This is a genomic window from Thauera aminoaromatica S2 (assembly GCF_000310185.1).
Classification (GTDB): domain Bacteria; phylum Pseudomonadota; class Gammaproteobacteria; order Burkholderiales; family Rhodocyclaceae; genus Thauera; species Thauera aminoaromatica.
This window is the reverse complement of record NZ_AMXD01000024.1, coordinates 1-14,657: the sequence shown is the minus strand read 5'-3', so window position 1 is coordinate 14,657 and position 14,657 is coordinate 1. Positions and strand designations below refer to the sequence as shown.

Below are 14,657 nucleotides of genomic sequence, written 5' to 3'. Positions count from 1 at the left end.
TGCCGCAGCCGCTACTGGAACGCCACCTCGGCGAAGCTGCGCAGCTTGCGGCTGTGCAGGCGGTCGACGCCTTGTTCGCGCAACTGCTCGAGCGCGCGGATGCCGATGCGCAGGTGCTGGTCCACCCGCTCGCGGTAGAACTTGTCGGCCATGCCGGGCAGCTTGATCTCGCCGTGCAGCGGCTTGTCGCTGACGCACAGCAGGGTGCCGTAGGGCACGCGGAAGCGGAAGCCGTTGGCGGCGATGGTGGCGGATTCCATGTCGAGCGCCACCGCGCGGCTCTGGCTGAAGCGGCGCTCCGGGCTGCTCGACATGCCGTGCGAGGGCAGCAGCTCCCAGTTGCGGTTGTCGGTGCTGGCGACGGTGCCGGTGCGCATCAGGCGCTTGAGCTCGTAGCCGGACAGCTGCGTGACCTCGGCCACGGCGGCCTCGAGCGCGACCTGCACCTCGGCCAGCGGCGGGATCGGCACCCAGGGCGGGAGCTCCTCGTCGAGCACGTGGTCCTCGCGCACGTAGCCGTGGGCGAGCACGTAGTCGCCCAGATGCTGGCTGTTGCGCAGCCCGGCGCAGTGGCCGAGCATGATCCAGGCGTGCGGGCGCAGCACCGCGATGTGGTCGGTGATGGTCTTGGCGTTGGCCGGGCCGACGCCGATATTCACCATCGTGATGCCGGCGTGGTCGCCGCGCACCAGGTGGTAGGCCGGCATCTGCGGCAGGCGCGGCGGCGGGGTGCCATCGGCGTCCTCGGCCTGCGGCGCGAGGTCGCTGCGGCGGGTGACCACGTTGCCCGGCTCGACGAAGGCCTCGTAGCCGTGGCCGGAGGCGGTGTCGGCCATGAGCTCGTGGCCGAGGCGGATGAACTCGTCGATGTAGAACTGGTAGTTGGTGAACAGCACGAAGTTCTGGAAGAAGGCCGGCCGCGTGCCGGTGTAGTGGCGCAGCCGGTGCAGCGAGTAATCCACCCGCGGCGCGGTGAACAGCGCGAGCGGATGCGGTTCGCCGGGGCCGGGCTCGAAGGTGCCGTTGGCGATGCCGTCGTCCATGGCGCCCAAGTCGGGCAGGTCGAAGTGATCGCGCAGCAGGCGGCGGCGCTCGGGGCCGAGGTGGCCTTCCAGGTAGTCGTGCTCGGGCAGGGCGAAATGCACCGGGATGGGCTGCGTGCTGCTGCCCACCTGCAAGGCCACGCCGTGGTTCTGCACCAGCAGGCGGAATTGCTCCAGGTAGTAGTCGGCGAACAGGTCGGGCCGGGTCAGCGTGGTCTCGAACACGCCCGGCCCGGCGACGAAGCCGTAGGACAGCCGCGAATCGGCGCGCGCCACGGTGTCGGTGCGCACGCGCAGCAGCGGATAGCAGGCGCGCACGTGGCGGCCGATGTCGGCGCCGTCGACGTAGTGCTGCAGGCCGTGGCGCAGGTGCTCGACCGCGAGGTCGTAGATCTCGTGCGCCCGGGCCAGCGCCGCGGCCGGATCGGCGAAGTCCTCGACGTCGAAGTGGGGGGCGTGGCCGTTCATCGTTTGCGGGTGCTCGTGGTTCAGGTGCGCGCGAGCAGGCGCTGGACCGCCTCGAGGTGCTCGGGCTCGTTGTGGCACATGCCCTGGAAGGCGGCGGAAAGGTCGAGGAAATCCTTCAGTTCCATGCGCTGCGCCATCTTCATCAGGCGCTTGGTGAGGCGCAGGGCCTTGGGAGGCTGGGCGGCGAAGCGTGCGGCCAGCTCGTGCGCGCGGGGCAGCAACTGCTCGGGTTCGACCACCTCGAGCACGATGCCGAGCGTCTTCGCCTCCGCGGCGCCGACGATGCGGCCCGAGAGCGTGAGCTCGAAGGCCTGCTGGTAGCCGATCAGGCGCTGCATGAACCAGGCGCCGCCGTCGCCGGGGATGATGCCGAGGTTGAGGAAGGTCTCGCCGAATTTCGCCTTGGTCGATGCGATGCGGATGTCGGCCATGTTGGCGAGGTCGAAGCCGGCGCCGATCGCCGGGCCGTTGACCGCGGCGATGACCGGCACCTCGACCGCCTGCAGCGCCAGCGGGATGCGCTGGATGCCCTGGCGGTAGCGGGTGGCGACCTCGGCCACGTCGCCGGCGAAGTCGCCGCCGCGCGCCGCCATGTCCTTGACGTTGCCGCCCGCGGAGAAGGCCGCGCCTTCGCCGGTGATGACGAGGACGGAGACCTCCTCGCAGCGGTTCACCCATTCGGCCACGCCGACGATGTCGTCGATCAGCGCGGTGCCGGTGAGCGCGTTGCGCACGTCGTCGCGCGCCAGCGTGAGGGTGGCGACGCGCTTGTCGAGTTGGAGGCGGGCGTCGTGGACGGTGGGCAGGGTCATCGTGCGGTCTCCTTGTGGGCGGCGGACAGTTGGGGGCCGCGGTGCGCGGCCTAGGGCAGGGCCTGGGACTGGTTCGGGCGCTGCGTTCAGCGCGGGTTACGGAGCGGCTCGGGCAATTTCAGCATGCCCGCATCGCTGAAGCGGGTGCCGCCGAGCAGCCCGCCGGCGAGCCGCCCGCGCAGGGTGTAGGGCACCTCGGTCTTCGGTTCGCCTTCGATGACGCCGAGCGCCTGGCGCACCACCGCGATCGCCGAGACCGACACCGGGATCTCGACGAGCGCCTCGCCGAAGCGCGGCACGCTGCCCTTGCGGTCGCTGACGCCGGTGGCGAAGGGCTTGCCGTCGAGGTCGAGTTCGAGGGCGAGGCCGTCGAAATCGATCGCCGCCTCGTTGGGGTTCTGCACGCGCAGCTTCACTGCGAAGCGCATCTCCATGCCCGCGCCCGGCAGGGGTTCGAGCCCCACGACGTTGATGCGTACCGGCTCGCGCTGGATCAGGCTGGCGCAGCCGGCGAGCAGCACCGATGCGAGCACGGCGAGCAGGCTGCGGGTGAAGGACGAGGCAGACGGGCGGACAGCAAGGGACATGGTGCCGACTCCGGGCAAGGGCGCGCGCTCTGCGGCCACGGTGGGCGAGTGTGGCATTCATTCTAACCGCGCCGTGCAAGGAAGCTGGCGCAGTCGATCGGCGTGGGACAAAGCGTCTCCGCCTTTTGAATTCGACCCGCATTGGGGCTATGGTGAAAGCATCGGTGGTGACTGCGGTGCCGGTCGGTTGTGCGCCGGTGCTCGTCCCCCCGGTTGTCCGCGCAGCCTTCTTCCCTGGAGTCGAGCATGGTTCCCGCCCCGCGCGCGCATCCTGGCGTCGCGCCCGCGTGTTTCGCCCTCGTGCCGGCCGCGGCGACAGCAGGCGCGGTGTTGGCTCGCTATGGCGAGCTGGCGCTCGTCGAGGTCGAACGTGTGCCGGTCACGGCCTGGGCGAGCTGGACGGATCTCGATCCGATCCGGGTCCATGGCGTGCCCCGCATTCTTCCGTCCGGATGCTTCGAACCGGGAGCGGGGCCGCGCTGCATCCTGCGCTTCGCCGGCCCGGTATTGCCAGCCTGGCGCGAGACGCTCGCCACGCTGGGCTGGACGCCACGCTTCGACTGTCCGCCCAGCGGCCTGTGTGCGGACGTCGGTGGCGATCTTGTCGCCCTGCGTGCCGCGCTTCCTGCCTTGCGCGCGATCGCTCCCTACGCGGCGGAGGACTGCGCGCGCGCGGGCGCGGGCGGGGTGGCGGCCTTGCCGGACACCGTCGATGCGGTGGCCTTCAGCGTGGAAGACCGCGTCCGCCTCGAAGGCGAGCTCACCGCCGCCGGCCTGCAGGTGGTCGCGAGCAGCCCCTACAAGCTGCGGGTGAGCGGCGATGCGGGTGCGGTCGGCCGGCTGCGCGACGCGGTCGGGGTGAAGATTGCCGATCCGGGCACCCTGCCGCGCACGGCCTCGCTGTCCTTGCGGCTCGCGATCGGTGCGACCGCCCTGCCGGAGAGCGCGGGCGGCGCGACTGGCGCGCAGGGCGGCGAGGGCGAATTGATCGCGTTCGCCGATACCGGCCTGGGAACCGGTGCGACCGATGCGCCGCATCCCGATTTCGCCGGGCGGGTGCAGGCGATCCATAGCTGGCCGCTCGCGCCCGGATGGTCGGCCTTCGTGCGCGCTCCGGGCGCGGACGACGGTGGCGCCGATCGTGGCAGCGGCCATGGCACCCATGTGGTGGGGCTGGCTGCGGGCGACGGCGGCTTGAGCGCCGGCAGGCTGGTGGGCGTGGCGCCGGGTGCGCGCATCCTCATGCAGGCGATCGAGCAGTACGTCGACCCGCTGCCGGAATGGCGCAGCCGGCTGCAGCCCGGCTTCTACCTCGCCGGGCGGCCGCTCGACCTGCGCGAGCTGCTCGAACAGGCGCGCGCCGCCGGTGCGGCGATCCACGTCGACGCCTGGGGCGTGGAGGCTGCGGGCGCCTATACCGACGACAGTTGGGAGTGCGACCATTTCCTTCACGCCCATGCCGAGATGCTGGTGATCGTCGCCGCCGGCAACGCCGGCCGCGACCGCAACCGCGACGGGGCCGTCGATGCCGGCACGCTGTACGCGCCGGCAAGCGCGAAAAGCGTTCTTGCCGTCGGTGCCACCGAGGGACCGGATGCCGGCATCGGCCTGCGCGGCGGGTGGGCGGCGCTCGATCCCGCTGGCACGCGCTTTCCCGATCCGGCACAGCGCGGCGCGTCCGTCTCGGGCGACGCCGAGCGGCTCGCGCTGCTGTCGAGCTGCGGTCCCACGCTGGACGGCCGCATCAAGCCCGACCTGTGTGCGCCCGGCACCAACCTCGCCGCCGCGCGCAGCACGGCGAGTTCGGCACGGGGCTGGGGCCTGGCCAATCCGCTGCCCTGGTACCAGTACCTCGGCGGCACCTCGATGTCGACCGGGGTGGTCGCGGGTGCGGCGGCGGTGCTGCGCCAGCGCTGGCGGCCGGTGCTCGGCGAGGCGCCGGGCGGCGCCGCGCTCAAGGCGCTGCTGATCCACGGCGCACGGGCGGTGCATCGGCGCGACGGACAGGGCGAGGAGGACCGCCAGCGCGCGGGCTTCGGTCGCCTGTGGCTGGCCGGCAGCCTGCCCGGTCCCGACGGGCCGGTGCTGATCGAGGACCGCGTCGGTGTGGCGACCGGCGAGCGCCGCCGCATCGACTGCACGGGGCCGGGACGGCTGCGCGCGGTGCTGTGCTGGTACGACGCGCCGGGCGAGGCCCTGATCAACGACCTCGACCTGGTGCTGCGCGATGCCGGCGGCAGCGTGCTTGCCTGGGGCAACCACCCGGCCGGCGCGGTCGGCAGTCCGGACCGGCGCAACACCGTCGAATGCATCGACGTGGCGCTCGGCGAGGGTGAGTGGATGCTGGAGGTGCGCGGCGTGAATGTGCCGCTCGGGCCGCAGCCGTGGGCGCTGGCGACAAGTCCCGGCGTCGTCGTGCGGGCCACCCCCGCGGCGCCGGGGACGCCGACGGTGCCCGCGGATCCGCTGCCCGCGCCGCGTTGGCGGGTCGACCTGCCGTGGACGGCGGTGCGCGGCGTGGGGGCCAGACGCGCGATCGAACTCGAGCGCACGCTGCCCGGCGGGCTCGCCGCACTATGCGCCGGTGCCCCGGACGAGGATGCGCTGGCCTTCCTGCCCGCGGCCTTGCGCGCGCAGATCCGCAGCGTGGCCGCCTTCCTCGGTGCGCCGCCACCCGCCGCGGCGCGACTCGCGCTGGCGCATCCGCTCCACGCCCTGCTCTCCGGCGCACCCGAGACCGTCTCCACCGTCGCATGGCAGGCCCTGGCCGCCGCGCTCTCTCCCTTGCTCGAAGCGCTCGACCGCAACGTCGCCCGCGAGGTCCGCGGCGAGCGCTTGTTCCGATGAACCACTCACAAGGAGTGCATCATGGCTGACAACACCGAAAAACCGGGCAAGGGCAAGCCGACCCGGACCCAGGCCGGCGCGACGTCGCCGGCTGCCGCGCTGCCCGAGGGCAGCATCCTCTCGGCGGGTGCGCTGATGCCCGGTGCGGTTGGCGGCGCGCTCGCCCTCGGGGCCGACGTCTCCGGCGAACTCGCCGAGCTCGCGCCCAGCTTCGGCGATATCCTGGCCTCGATCGGCCGCGGGGTCGCCGATTCGCAGACCGCCCTCGATCGTGGCCTGGTCGACACCGCGACCACCCTGTCGCAGTCCAACATCACGGTGGTCACCGACGTCGTGCAGGAGTTGAACGACGACGGCCTCCCGGTCCCCAGCGCGACCCAGCTCGTGACCCAGAACGTGTCGCTGATCAACTTCGTCCGTCCCACCGCGCATCAGTGGAGCCACGTCGCGCTGCGCATGGACATGACCGTCGGTGCGGTCGACGACGAGCGCGGCATCAGCGTCAACAGCAAGACCAAGAGCGCGCGGGCGACCAATGTCGGCCTCTTCTTCGGCTTCCTGGGCATCGGCGTGTCGTCGTTCAAGGAGAAATCGACCTTCCGTTCCGAGGAGTCGGACTTCGAATCGAACTGGGCGGAGGGGCGCGTGCTGATGGACGCCCTGCTGCAGCCGCGCAACGTCGACGGATTCGACCCGCCGGCCGAGGTCTCCATCGGACCGCAGATCTTCATGGCGCTGGGCAGCGTGCAGGAGACGCTGAACTCGGGCGTCGTCACCGCGCGCTCCACCGACATCGTGATCACGGTGCGCAAGGCCAACGGCGCGGTGAATCCGACCGTGACGATCGACGTCGATCCCGGCCCCTTCGACCTGTCCTTCGCGACCGCCGACGGCTTCACCGGCAACACCACGAACGCGGCCGGGCAGTGCCGGATCACGCTGTCGCGCAACATCCCCAGCCCGCTCTTCCAGCGCCGCGTGCGCGGCACGGTGACCGCCACGCTGGGCCAGATCGAACGCAGCACGACGGTGTCGCTCTGAGCGCCGCCCGCCACAGGAGAAACCATCATGCCTGATCTACTTCCTCCCCTTGCCCGAGCGCTGGCCGAGGACGCCAACGTCTCCGACGAACTGCGCGGTGCCGGCATCGCCTTCGGCACGCTGGTCGAACGCACCGGCGCGGCCGTGGCCGCGACCCAGCTGCAGCTCGACACCTCGAGCGCGGCGACGGCCTCGGCGCTGGCCGCCACGCTGGTCAACGTGATCGCGGTGCGCGAGCAGGTGTTCCGCGACGACGGCACGCTCGACCATGTCACCAACCACGTGCGCCCGCTGCCGCTGATCAGCTTCATCGATCCGGTGTTCTACCAATGGACCAGCGTGCGCCTGCAGGGCGAGTTCTACGCGCGCGAGTTCGCCGCGTCCTCGGAGACCACGAGCGCGTACTCGGGCTCGAATTTCGGGCTCTTCGGCAGCGGCGTGTCGATGTTCTTCGGCCCCGGCATGGTCACCAGCGGGAGCGGATCCGGGTCGAGCACCACCACGACCGACGTGTCCACCGACGTCTCGCTCGGCCGCATCCGCGCCAGTGCGCTGCTCGAGCCGCGCGACGACGTCGGCATCCCCAAGCCCAACCAGGTGATCCGCGGGCCGCGCCTCGCGCTCATCCAGGGCGAGATCGCCGACGTCATGGATGGCGGCGATCTGGTCGGACGCACAATGAGCGTGCTGCTGCAGTACAGTCGCCGCAATGGCGCGCCGATCGCCGGCAAGGCGCTGTCGGTCGAGAGCTCCGGCGTGCCCTGGCGGCATCTCGGCAGCGGCGTCACCGATGCCGCGGGGCAGCTCCAGATCGAGCTGAGGCGTGACTTCCTCGACGAGGACGCCGACACGGCGCCGGCCAGCTTCGTGATCACCGCGCGCATCGGCCTGGTGAGCAACTCGGTCACCGTCACCTTCTGAACGGTCCGGCGTGGGGGCGGGAAGGCCCGCCTCCGCGCCGGCGGGAGAACGCATGGACAAGGCGAACGTCAGTGCCGGCGAACTGGCCGGCCAGCAGGCCGTCGAGCTGGGCGAACTGCTCGCGCGCACCGTAGTCTCGGTCGCCGCGGCGCAGGAGGCGCTCGACCGCCACGCCACCGATCGCCTCGACGCGATCGAGCGCGGCGACGAGGACGCCCCCCGGGTGCCGCCGCTGTGGTACACCTTCACCGAGGTGACGCTCGAGGTGGCGCTCTCCGCATCGGTCGAGCGCGCCAGCGGGAGCGTCCCGCCGCGCCTCATGTCGCGCCCTGTGGACGCGCGCCAGGTCAGCCTCTACGGCTACCAGGCCGCGAGCAGCCTGATGGTGCGGCTGCGGCTGGCGCCGCGCCAGGGCATGCCCGACGTCTCGCCGCCACCCGCCTGAATCGCCCGCACTTCCCCTCACGAACTCGTCGCCCCGCCATGCCCATCGATCCCAAGGACCTCCGCACCGCTGCCGGCTCGCTGCTCGACCCCCGGCTCGTGGACACGATGAACCTGAAGCCCGTCGGCACGTCCAGCCTGGTGAATCTGGAGGGCAGGCTGGGCGTCTTCACCCCGGTGGCGGAGGACGGCAGCGGCGCCGACAACACCGAGGCGGTGATCGCGGCGCTGCGCAAGGAGCTCGTCCGCCTCGAGAGCGAGAACGCCGCGCTGCGCCGCCAGCTCGCCGAGGTCGAGGCGGCGCGCAAGCGCAGCCCGGACGACTTCGCCAGCGCGGTCGCCCACACCCTGGACACCCTGCAGCACAAGCTGGCGCAGACCACCAACCCGGTGAGCCGCTTCGCGGTGCGCGAGGTGGCGATCGACGCCCAGGTGACGGTGGACGTGTCGCCGCTGGGCACCCTCGAGTACCGCTTCGTGCGCCCCGAGGACGACATCGATCCGTCCAAGCTGTCGCGCATCCGGCTCGACCTCGTGCCCCTGCCGCGCGAGGACGCGGGCCTGAGCGCCAGCCCGGAGTTCAGCCCGTGGGCGGGCGTGGAAGACATCGTCGGGGTCGGCGAGACCTGGCGCGGCGCGCTCAACCGCCAGCAGATCTTCACCATCGCCGACCTGCTGGTGGCCGGGTCGCGGCTCAAGTCGAGCGCCGAACTGGCCGCGCTGGTGGGGGTGGATCGGCAGCGCCTGGCCGAGTGGATGGGTCATGCGGAGCTGCTCTCGGTGCGCACGATCGAGCCGCGCGCGGCCGACGTGCTGTGGACGGTCGGCATCCGCTCGCTGGAGACGCTCGCCGGCGCGGCGGCGGTGGAGGTCGTCGAGAAATACAACGCCGAGGTCGCCCGCCGCGCACACAAGAGCCTCGCCCCGATCAACGCGGCGCAGGCCGCCTCCTGGATCGAGGCCGCGAAGAAGTACCACGGCCGGCCGCGCGAGGGCGGCTGAAGCTGCCTCAGGCGCGTACGAGCCAGTCGAGCAGGCCGTCCATCAGCGCGTGGGTCGCGGCGAAGTGCCCGTCGGCGTGGCCGAGGATCGTCGCCTCGTCCTGGATCCAGCGTCCCGGCACCAGCTCGCCGCGGCAGTTGTCGACGATCGCGCGCAGGCTGGATGCGGTCATCTCGAGGTGGAACTGCAGGCCGATCGTACGCCCGCCGAGCTGGAAGGCCTGGTGGCGGCACGCCGGGCTCGACGCGAGCAGGCGCGCGCCCGCGGGCAGATCGAAGGTCTCGCCGTGCCAGTGCAGCACGGTGGTGCGCGCGGGGAAGGGGAAGCGCGATGCGGTGTCTGCAGCGTCGGGTTCCGCTCCGCTGGCGGCGACCTCGAACCAGCCGATCTCCTTGTCCGCGTTGCGATAGACGCGGGCGCCGTGCGCGCTGGCGATCAGCTGCGCGCCGAGGCAGATGCCGAGCACCGGCCGGCCGAGCGCGACCACTTCCGCGATGAAGCGCTTCTCGGCGACCAGCCAGGGCAATTCCGCCTCGTCATTGACGCTCATCGGCCCGCCCATCACCACCAGCAGATCGATCGCGGCCGGGTCGGGCAGCACCGGCGATTCCCAGAAGCGGGTCGAGCCGATGTCCGCACCGCGCGCGGCGAGCCAGTCGCCGATGTGACCGGGGCCTTCGAAGGGAACGTGCTGCAGGATGTGGGCTTTCATGGCGTCCTGGGGTGGCGAGATGGAACGGGTGGCCTATTCTAGAAGCGCGAGCCGGGCTGGCGCAGGAATTCGGCCTCCTCCGGGCTTGTCTCGCGCCCGAGCGCGGCGTTGCGGTGCGGGAAGCGGCCGAAGCGCTCGATGATCTCGAGGTGGCGGCGGGCGTAGTCGAGGTAGCCGGCGAAGGCCGTGCGCAGCGCGGGCTCGACCGCGATGGCGAGCGTATCGAACCGACGCACCGCCTCGCGCTGGTCGGCGAGGTTTTCGGAGTGCTCCAGCGGCAGGTACAGGAAGACGCGCTCGATCGGGCGCAGCCCGGCGTCGAGGCCGCGCGCGAGCGCCTCCTTCGCCCAGCGCAGCGCGAGCACGTCGAAGGCGAAGGCCGCGGCTTCGCCGCGCCAGATGTTGCGCGGGAACTGGTCGGTCAGCAGCACCAGCGCCAGGCGCCCGCGCAGCCCGCCCAGCCAGGTGTCGAGCTCCCCGCCCGCGGCGCGGCCCACCAGCGGGGCGAAGCGTGCGCGGATCTCCGCGTCGACCGCGGGCTGTTTCCTCCACCATAGCGCCGACTGGCGCTCGATGATGGCGGCCTCTGCGTCCGCATCGGCCGCGGGGCCGAACCAGAAGGCGTGGATCGTGGCGGGCGTGTCCATGCGGGGCTCCGGGCGGCCGATCGGGGTGGGGCAAGCATAGCCCAGCCCGCTGCGATGCGGGAGCGTCGGGCGCGAGGGCGATCGCTCCAACGGAATGGTCCGCTCCCACGTGGCAGGCGATGAGCGCCTGCAGCGCCTTCATGCAATCGCCCTGCTCCAGACGCCTGGTTCGCACCCCGTCCGCGCGGGTGGCGCAATAATGCCGCCATGCCCAGCGACACCGCCTCCCCCGCCCCGCTCTCCGCCCTGCGTGGCCTGCTCCCCTTCCTGCGCCCCTACTGCGCACGGGTGGTGCTCGCCTTCGTGTTCTTGTGCCTGGGCTCGGCGGCCATCCTGGTGGTGCCGCTGGCCTTTCGCGACCTGATCGACGCGGGCTTCGGCGGCGTGTCCGTCGGCGGTGCCGCGACGGGCGGGGCGGCGGACGGCGGCGGGCTGTTTGGCGCGCAGGGGCTGGACGGACGTTTCGTCGCGCTGTTCGGCCTCGCAGTGTTCTGGGCGGCGGCGGTGGCCGCGCGCTACTACACGGTGTCGTGGATCGGCGAGCGCGTCACCGCCGACCTGCGCAGCGCGGTGTATGCGCGCGTGCTGCGCCAGTCGCCGCAGTACTTCGAGACCCTGCAGACCGGCGAGGTGCTGTCGCGGCTCACCGGCGACACGACGCTGGTGCAGACGGTGGTGGGCAGCTCGATCTCGCTGGGGCTGCGCAGCCTCTTCCAGTTCGTCGGCGGCATGTTGATGCTGGCGGTGACCAGCGTGCAGCTCTTCGGGCTCATCTTCGGGCTCATGGCCCTGCTCGCGCTGCCCATCACGCTGATCGGCCGGCGCGTGCGCAGCCTCTCGCGCGAGGCGCAGGACCGCATCGCCGACGCCTCGGCGCTCGCCGGCGAGATCCTCGCGGCCATGCCCACGGTGCAGGCCTTCGGGCAGGAGGACAACGAGGCCGCGCGTTTCGCCGCCCGCGCCGAGACCAGCTTCGCCGCCGCGGTGCGGCGCACCCGGGTGCGCGCGGCGCTCACCGGGCTGATCATCGCCGCGGTGATGGGCACGATCATCTTCGTGCTGTGGATCGGCGCGCGCCAGGTGCAGGCCGGCGCGCTGTCGGTGGGCGATCTCGGCGCCTTCGTGATCTACGCCGCGCTGGTCGCGGGCGGCGCCGGCACGCTTGCCGAGGTGTGGGGCGACGTGATGCGCGCCGCGGGGGCGAGCGGGCGGCTGCTGGAGCTGCTGCAGGCAGAGCCGGTGATCCGGGATGCAGAGGCGGCGGAGGGCGTAGCGGAGGCGGCCGGAGGTGGCGGTTCGCGACGGGCGCCGCGCCTGCATGAGAACCCGCGCAGCACGCGCCCTGCGGGCGCGGCGCCCGCCGCGAACCCCGCACCCGATTCCCCCACCAAGGCCCCTGCCACCCACCCCGCGATCGAGCTCGCCGACGTCGTCTTCCGCTACCCTGCCCGCCCCGCCGTAGCGGCGCTCGACGGCATCGACCTGCGCATCGCGGTGGGCGAAAGGCTCGCGCTGGTCGGCCCCTCGGGCGCCGGCAAGACCAGCCTGTTCCAGCTCCTGCTGCGCTTCTACGAGGCCGGCGAGGGCTGCATCCGCATCGACGGCCAGGACATCCGCGCGCTGCCGCTGCGAAGCCTGCGTGCGCGTATCGCCCTCGTGCCCCAGGACCCGGTGATCTTCTCCGCGAGCGCGCTCGACAACATCCGCTACGGTCGCCCCGACGCAGGCGACGCCGAGGTGATCGCCGCCGCGCGTGCCGCGGCCGCCGACGAGTTCATCGCCCGCCTGCCCGAGGGCTACGCCACTTTCCTCGGCGAGCGCGGCACGCGGCTCTCGGGCGGCCAGCGCCAGCGTATCGCGATCGCACGCGCGATCCTCAAGGGCGCGCCCATCCTGCTGCTCGACGAGGCCACCAGCGCGCTCGACGCCGAAGCCGAGGTCCTCGTGCAGCAAGGCCTGGCCGCCGCGATGCAGGGCCGCACCACGCTGATCATCGCCCACCGCCTCGCGACGGTGCAGAAGGTGGATCGCATCGTGGTGATGGACGCGGGGCGCATCGTCGAGACCGGCACCCCGGCCGACCTGCGCCGCCAGGGCGGGCTGTATGCGCGGTTGGCGGCGCTGCAGCTGGAGGGCTGACCGGAGCCTCCCGCAGCGCAGGCGCGGACCCGGTGCGCTGCAATCGCGACTCGCGTCGTTCCCACGGAAAACCGCCGCGCTTCGGCGAGCCTTGTGGGAGCGACGCGAGTCGCGATCGGGGGGCCCTGTGGCGCAGGCGCGGATCCGTTGCGCCCTGCGGCGGGCACGCACGCGCTGACGCTCCCGGATGGCGCCGGCGCTTCACGGCAGCGTGCGTTCGCGCAGGTAGCGCGGAAAGCGCGGCAGGCCGGCGGGGGTGAGCTCGCGGTAGCGGTAGGTGACGAGGGCGCCGAGCGCGGGCGGGTTGGCGCGCAGCGCGTCGCTGAGGCCGCTGCCGATGCGGAAGCGCCGCCCGTCCGCGCGCTCGACCTGCAGCGCGCCCACCCTGCCCTGCAGCCTGCCTTTGCCCGGCAGGTAGCCCACGACGCGCGCCTCGGCGTCGAGCCAGGGGGTGAGCTTGCGCAGGGCCTCGCTGCGGCCGGGCTGCCAGAGGGCGTCGGCGCGATGCAGCATGAGGCCTTCGCCGCCACCTGCGAGGACCTCGCCGAGCAGGCGCTGCAAGGCGGCACGGTCGGGTACGCGCTGCTGCGGGATCGCCTGCACCCAGGGCGCATCGGCGGCCTCGGCCAGGCTGCGCAGACGCGCCAGCCGGGTGTCGAAGTCGCCGGCGGCGCCGGGCAATTCGAAGAGCATGTAGCGCACCTCGCGCCACAGCGGGTCTGCGGGATCCTCGCGGCGCAGCAGGCCGGAGAGCTCGTCGAAGCGGCGGCGGCCGAGCCAGAGCTCGCCGTCGAGGGCGACCGGCGGCAGCGCGGCGAGGAACCAGGCCGGCGCCGGCAACGCGCGCCCGCTGCGGAAACGCAGCACGCTGCCGTCCCACGACGCGCGCACGCCGTCGAGCTTCTCGCTCACCCACCAGCCCGCGGGGTCGATCGCGGGGTCGTAGCGCAGGGCGAGCATGGCTGCGGGCGCGTCTGCGGGCTCCGCGGTCTGTGCGACCGCGCCGGCCGGCAGCAGGGCGAGGGCCAGGATCAGGCTGCGGATGCACCTGCCCGGCCTGCGCAGGGCCGGTGCGGGAATGCGGGTGGGCGGTCTCACGGGCGAACCCTCCAGTCCGATCGCGGGTGTGGGCGCCTCTTCGCCCGTGCCGCGCCAACGCGGACAAGGCTTGCGGGCAAGCCCCTCGCGGGGCGGCGGCCTGTGCCCTCGATGCTCGCCTCGAGCACGTCGGCATGCGAGGCCGGAAAATGACAAAGGGATTATAGCTGCGGTGCGTGGGCGCCGCCAGGCGGAACTTCAGGCGCCGGCGGCGGTGCCCGCAGGCATGCGCTGCGGGCGGAACTGGCGGGTGTCGCGGTAGTAGCCGGCGGACTCGCTGGCCGGCGTCACGCCGGGGATGCCCAGCAGTGGCAGCGGGGCGAGGCTGCGCGGGCGGAAGTCGCCGATCGTGGCGGCGAGGCGGGCAGCGAGCCAGGCATCGGTCTCGGCGCGCGCCGCGGCCGCGGGCAGTGCGAGCCAGGCCGGATCGACCACGCGGTGGATGGCCTTGGCGCACAGGCCGGGGAAGGGCGCGCGCAGCTGGTCCCACGTGCCGTGGCCGAAGACGAGGAAGCGGGTGCTGTGCTGCAGGGCCTCGCGCCGGTTCCAGAACACCTCTTCCCACGCGTGCGCGGCGAGCAGGGCGGGGACCTGCGGGTCGGCGGACACCACGACGATGCCGCACTCGTCGAACTGGGTCAGCGCGTCGCGCCGCGGCCCGCGCCCGGCGAGGCCGGCGGCATCGCGTGCGCGCAGCTCGTCGAGGTGGAGGCGGTTGCAGCAGGCCTTGGTGCGCGGCCAGGCGCACCAGGCGAGCGCGTTGAAGAAGTCGTGCCAGTCGGCCTCGCGGGTGGGGACCTCGCCGGTGGCGAAGATGCGCGCCTCGTAGCCGGCCTCGTCGTCGCCCGGCGCGGCGAAGCGGATCGGCGCGCCGCCACCGCTGCGCGCCGCGGGCG

Annotated in this window: 13 protein-coding genes; 6 read left to right on the top strand and 7 right to left on the bottom strand. The window is 72.7% G+C overall.

Annotation, left to right across the window (positions count from 1 at the left end):
* Positions 1–11: 11 nt before the first annotated feature.
* From C665_RS06010 to C665_RS06000, 3 genes are all read right to left on the bottom strand, one after another.
* Positions 12–1,511: an AMP nucleosidase gene (locus tag C665_RS06010; protein WP_004302874.1), complete on the bottom strand. Its 1,500-nt coding sequence runs from the start codon at positions 1,509–1,511 to the stop codon at positions 12–14.
* 20 nt (positions 1,512–1,531) lie between these two features.
* Positions 1,532–2,323 (bottom strand): enoyl-CoA hydratase-related protein, encoded by a 792-nt coding sequence (locus tag C665_RS06005; protein ID WP_004302873.1) that lies wholly within the window; start codon positions 2,321–2,323, stop codon positions 1,532–1,534.
* 86 nt (positions 2,324–2,409) lie between these two features.
* Entirely contained in the window at positions 2,410–2,910 is a 501-nt protein-coding gene (locus C665_RS06000; protein WP_004302870.1) for an LEA/WHy family protein, read from the bottom strand.
* A 246-nt stretch (positions 2,911–3,156) separates the two neighbouring features.
* On the opposite strand from C665_RS06000, the gene C665_RS05995 reads away from it, so the two are divergent.
* From C665_RS05995 to C665_RS05975, 5 genes are read left to right on the top strand one after another with little or no spacing between them, the layout of a single operon-like run.
* Positions 3,157–5,757: a S8 family serine peptidase gene (locus C665_RS05995; protein ID WP_004302868.1), complete on the top strand. Its 2,601-nt coding sequence runs from the start codon at positions 3,157–3,159 to the stop codon at positions 5,755–5,757.
* A gap of 21 nt (positions 5,758–5,778) precedes the next feature.
* Positions 5,779–6,798 (top strand): hypothetical protein, encoded by a 1,020-nt coding sequence (locus tag C665_RS05990; RefSeq protein WP_004302866.1) that lies wholly within the window; start codon positions 5,779–5,781, stop codon positions 6,796–6,798.
* 27 nt (positions 6,799–6,825) lie between these two features.
* Positions 6,826–7,719, top strand: coding sequence for a hypothetical protein (locus tag C665_RS05985; RefSeq protein ID WP_012584232.1), 894 nt, complete (start codon positions 6,826–6,828; stop codon positions 7,717–7,719).
* A 52-nt stretch (positions 7,720–7,771) separates the two neighbouring features.
* On the top strand, positions 7,772–8,164 hold the full coding sequence (locus tag C665_RS05980; RefSeq protein WP_004302864.1) for a hypothetical protein: 393 nt from the start codon (positions 7,772–7,774) through the stop codon (positions 8,162–8,164).
* A 38-nt stretch (positions 8,165–8,202) separates the two neighbouring features.
* Positions 8,203–9,165, top strand: coding sequence for a DUF4332 domain-containing protein (locus C665_RS05975; RefSeq protein WP_004302862.1), 963 nt, complete (start codon positions 8,203–8,205; stop codon positions 9,163–9,165).
* 7 nt (positions 9,166–9,172) lie between these two features.
* Here C665_RS05975 and C665_RS05970 read toward each other — a convergent pair whose 3' ends face one another.
* Both C665_RS05970 and C665_RS05965 read right to left on the bottom strand, forming a co-directional pair.
* Entirely contained in the window at positions 9,173–9,877 is a 705-nt protein-coding gene (locus C665_RS05970; protein ID WP_004302859.1) for a type 1 glutamine amidotransferase, read from the bottom strand.
* A 38-nt stretch (positions 9,878–9,915) separates the two neighbouring features.
* Entirely contained in the window at positions 9,916–10,524 is a 609-nt protein-coding gene (locus C665_RS05965; protein ID WP_004302857.1) for a DUF924 family protein, read from the bottom strand.
* 207 nt (positions 10,525–10,731) lie between these two features.
* On the opposite strand from C665_RS05965, the gene C665_RS05960 reads away from it, so the two are divergent.
* A complete protein-coding gene (locus tag C665_RS05960; protein WP_004302854.1) occupies positions 10,732–12,663 on the top strand; it encodes an ABC transporter transmembrane domain-containing protein in 1,932 nt (643 codons plus the stop codon).
* Positions 12,664–12,864: 201 nt separating this feature from the next.
* Here C665_RS05960 and C665_RS05955 read toward each other — a convergent pair whose 3' ends face one another.
* Entirely contained in the window at positions 12,865–13,761 is an 897-nt protein-coding gene (locus C665_RS05955) for a DNA ligase (RefSeq protein WP_004302852.1), read from the bottom strand.
* Between the two features lie 198 nt (positions 13,762–13,959).
* Positions 13,960–14,657: DUF3025 domain-containing protein (locus C665_RS05950; RefSeq protein ID WP_004302850.1), on the bottom strand; the 698-nt coding region annotated here is incomplete at its 5' end.

What these genes read in the sequence shown, in the direction of transcription:
- C665_RS06010 (WP_004302874.1), bottom strand. Translation starts at nt 1,511, where the DNA reads ATGAACGGCCACGCCCCCCACTTCGACGTCGAGGACTTCGCCGATCCG.
- C665_RS06005 (WP_004302873.1), bottom strand. Translation starts at nt 2,323, where the DNA reads ATGACCCTGCCCACCGTCCACGACGCCCGCCTCCAACTCGACAAGCGC.
- C665_RS06000 (WP_004302870.1), bottom strand. Translation starts at nt 2,910, where the DNA reads ATGTCCCTTGCTGTCCGCCCGTCTGCCTCGTCCTTCACCCGCAGCCTG.
- C665_RS05995 (WP_004302868.1), top strand. Translation starts at nt 3,157, where the DNA reads ATGGTTCCCGCCCCGCGCGCGCATCCTGGCGTCGCGCCCGCGTGTTTC.
- C665_RS05990 (WP_004302866.1), top strand. Translation starts at nt 5,779, where the DNA reads ATGGCTGACAACACCGAAAAACCGGGCAAGGGCAAGCCGACCCGGACC.
- C665_RS05985 (WP_012584232.1), top strand. Translation starts at nt 6,826, where the DNA reads ATGCCTGATCTACTTCCTCCCCTTGCCCGAGCGCTGGCCGAGGACGCC.
- C665_RS05980 (WP_004302864.1), top strand. Translation starts at nt 7,772, where the DNA reads ATGGACAAGGCGAACGTCAGTGCCGGCGAACTGGCCGGCCAGCAGGCC.
- C665_RS05975 (WP_004302862.1), top strand. Translation starts at nt 8,203, where the DNA reads ATGCCCATCGATCCCAAGGACCTCCGCACCGCTGCCGGCTCGCTGCTC.
- C665_RS05970 (WP_004302859.1), bottom strand. Translation starts at nt 9,877, where the DNA reads ATGAAAGCCCACATCCTGCAGCACGTTCCCTTCGAAGGCCCCGGTCAC.
- C665_RS05965 (WP_004302857.1), bottom strand. Translation starts at nt 10,524, where the DNA reads ATGGACACGCCCGCCACGATCCACGCCTTCTGGTTCGGCCCCGCGGCC.
- C665_RS05960 (WP_004302854.1), top strand. Translation starts at nt 10,732, where the DNA reads ATGCCCAGCGACACCGCCTCCCCCGCCCCGCTCTCCGCCCTGCGTGGC.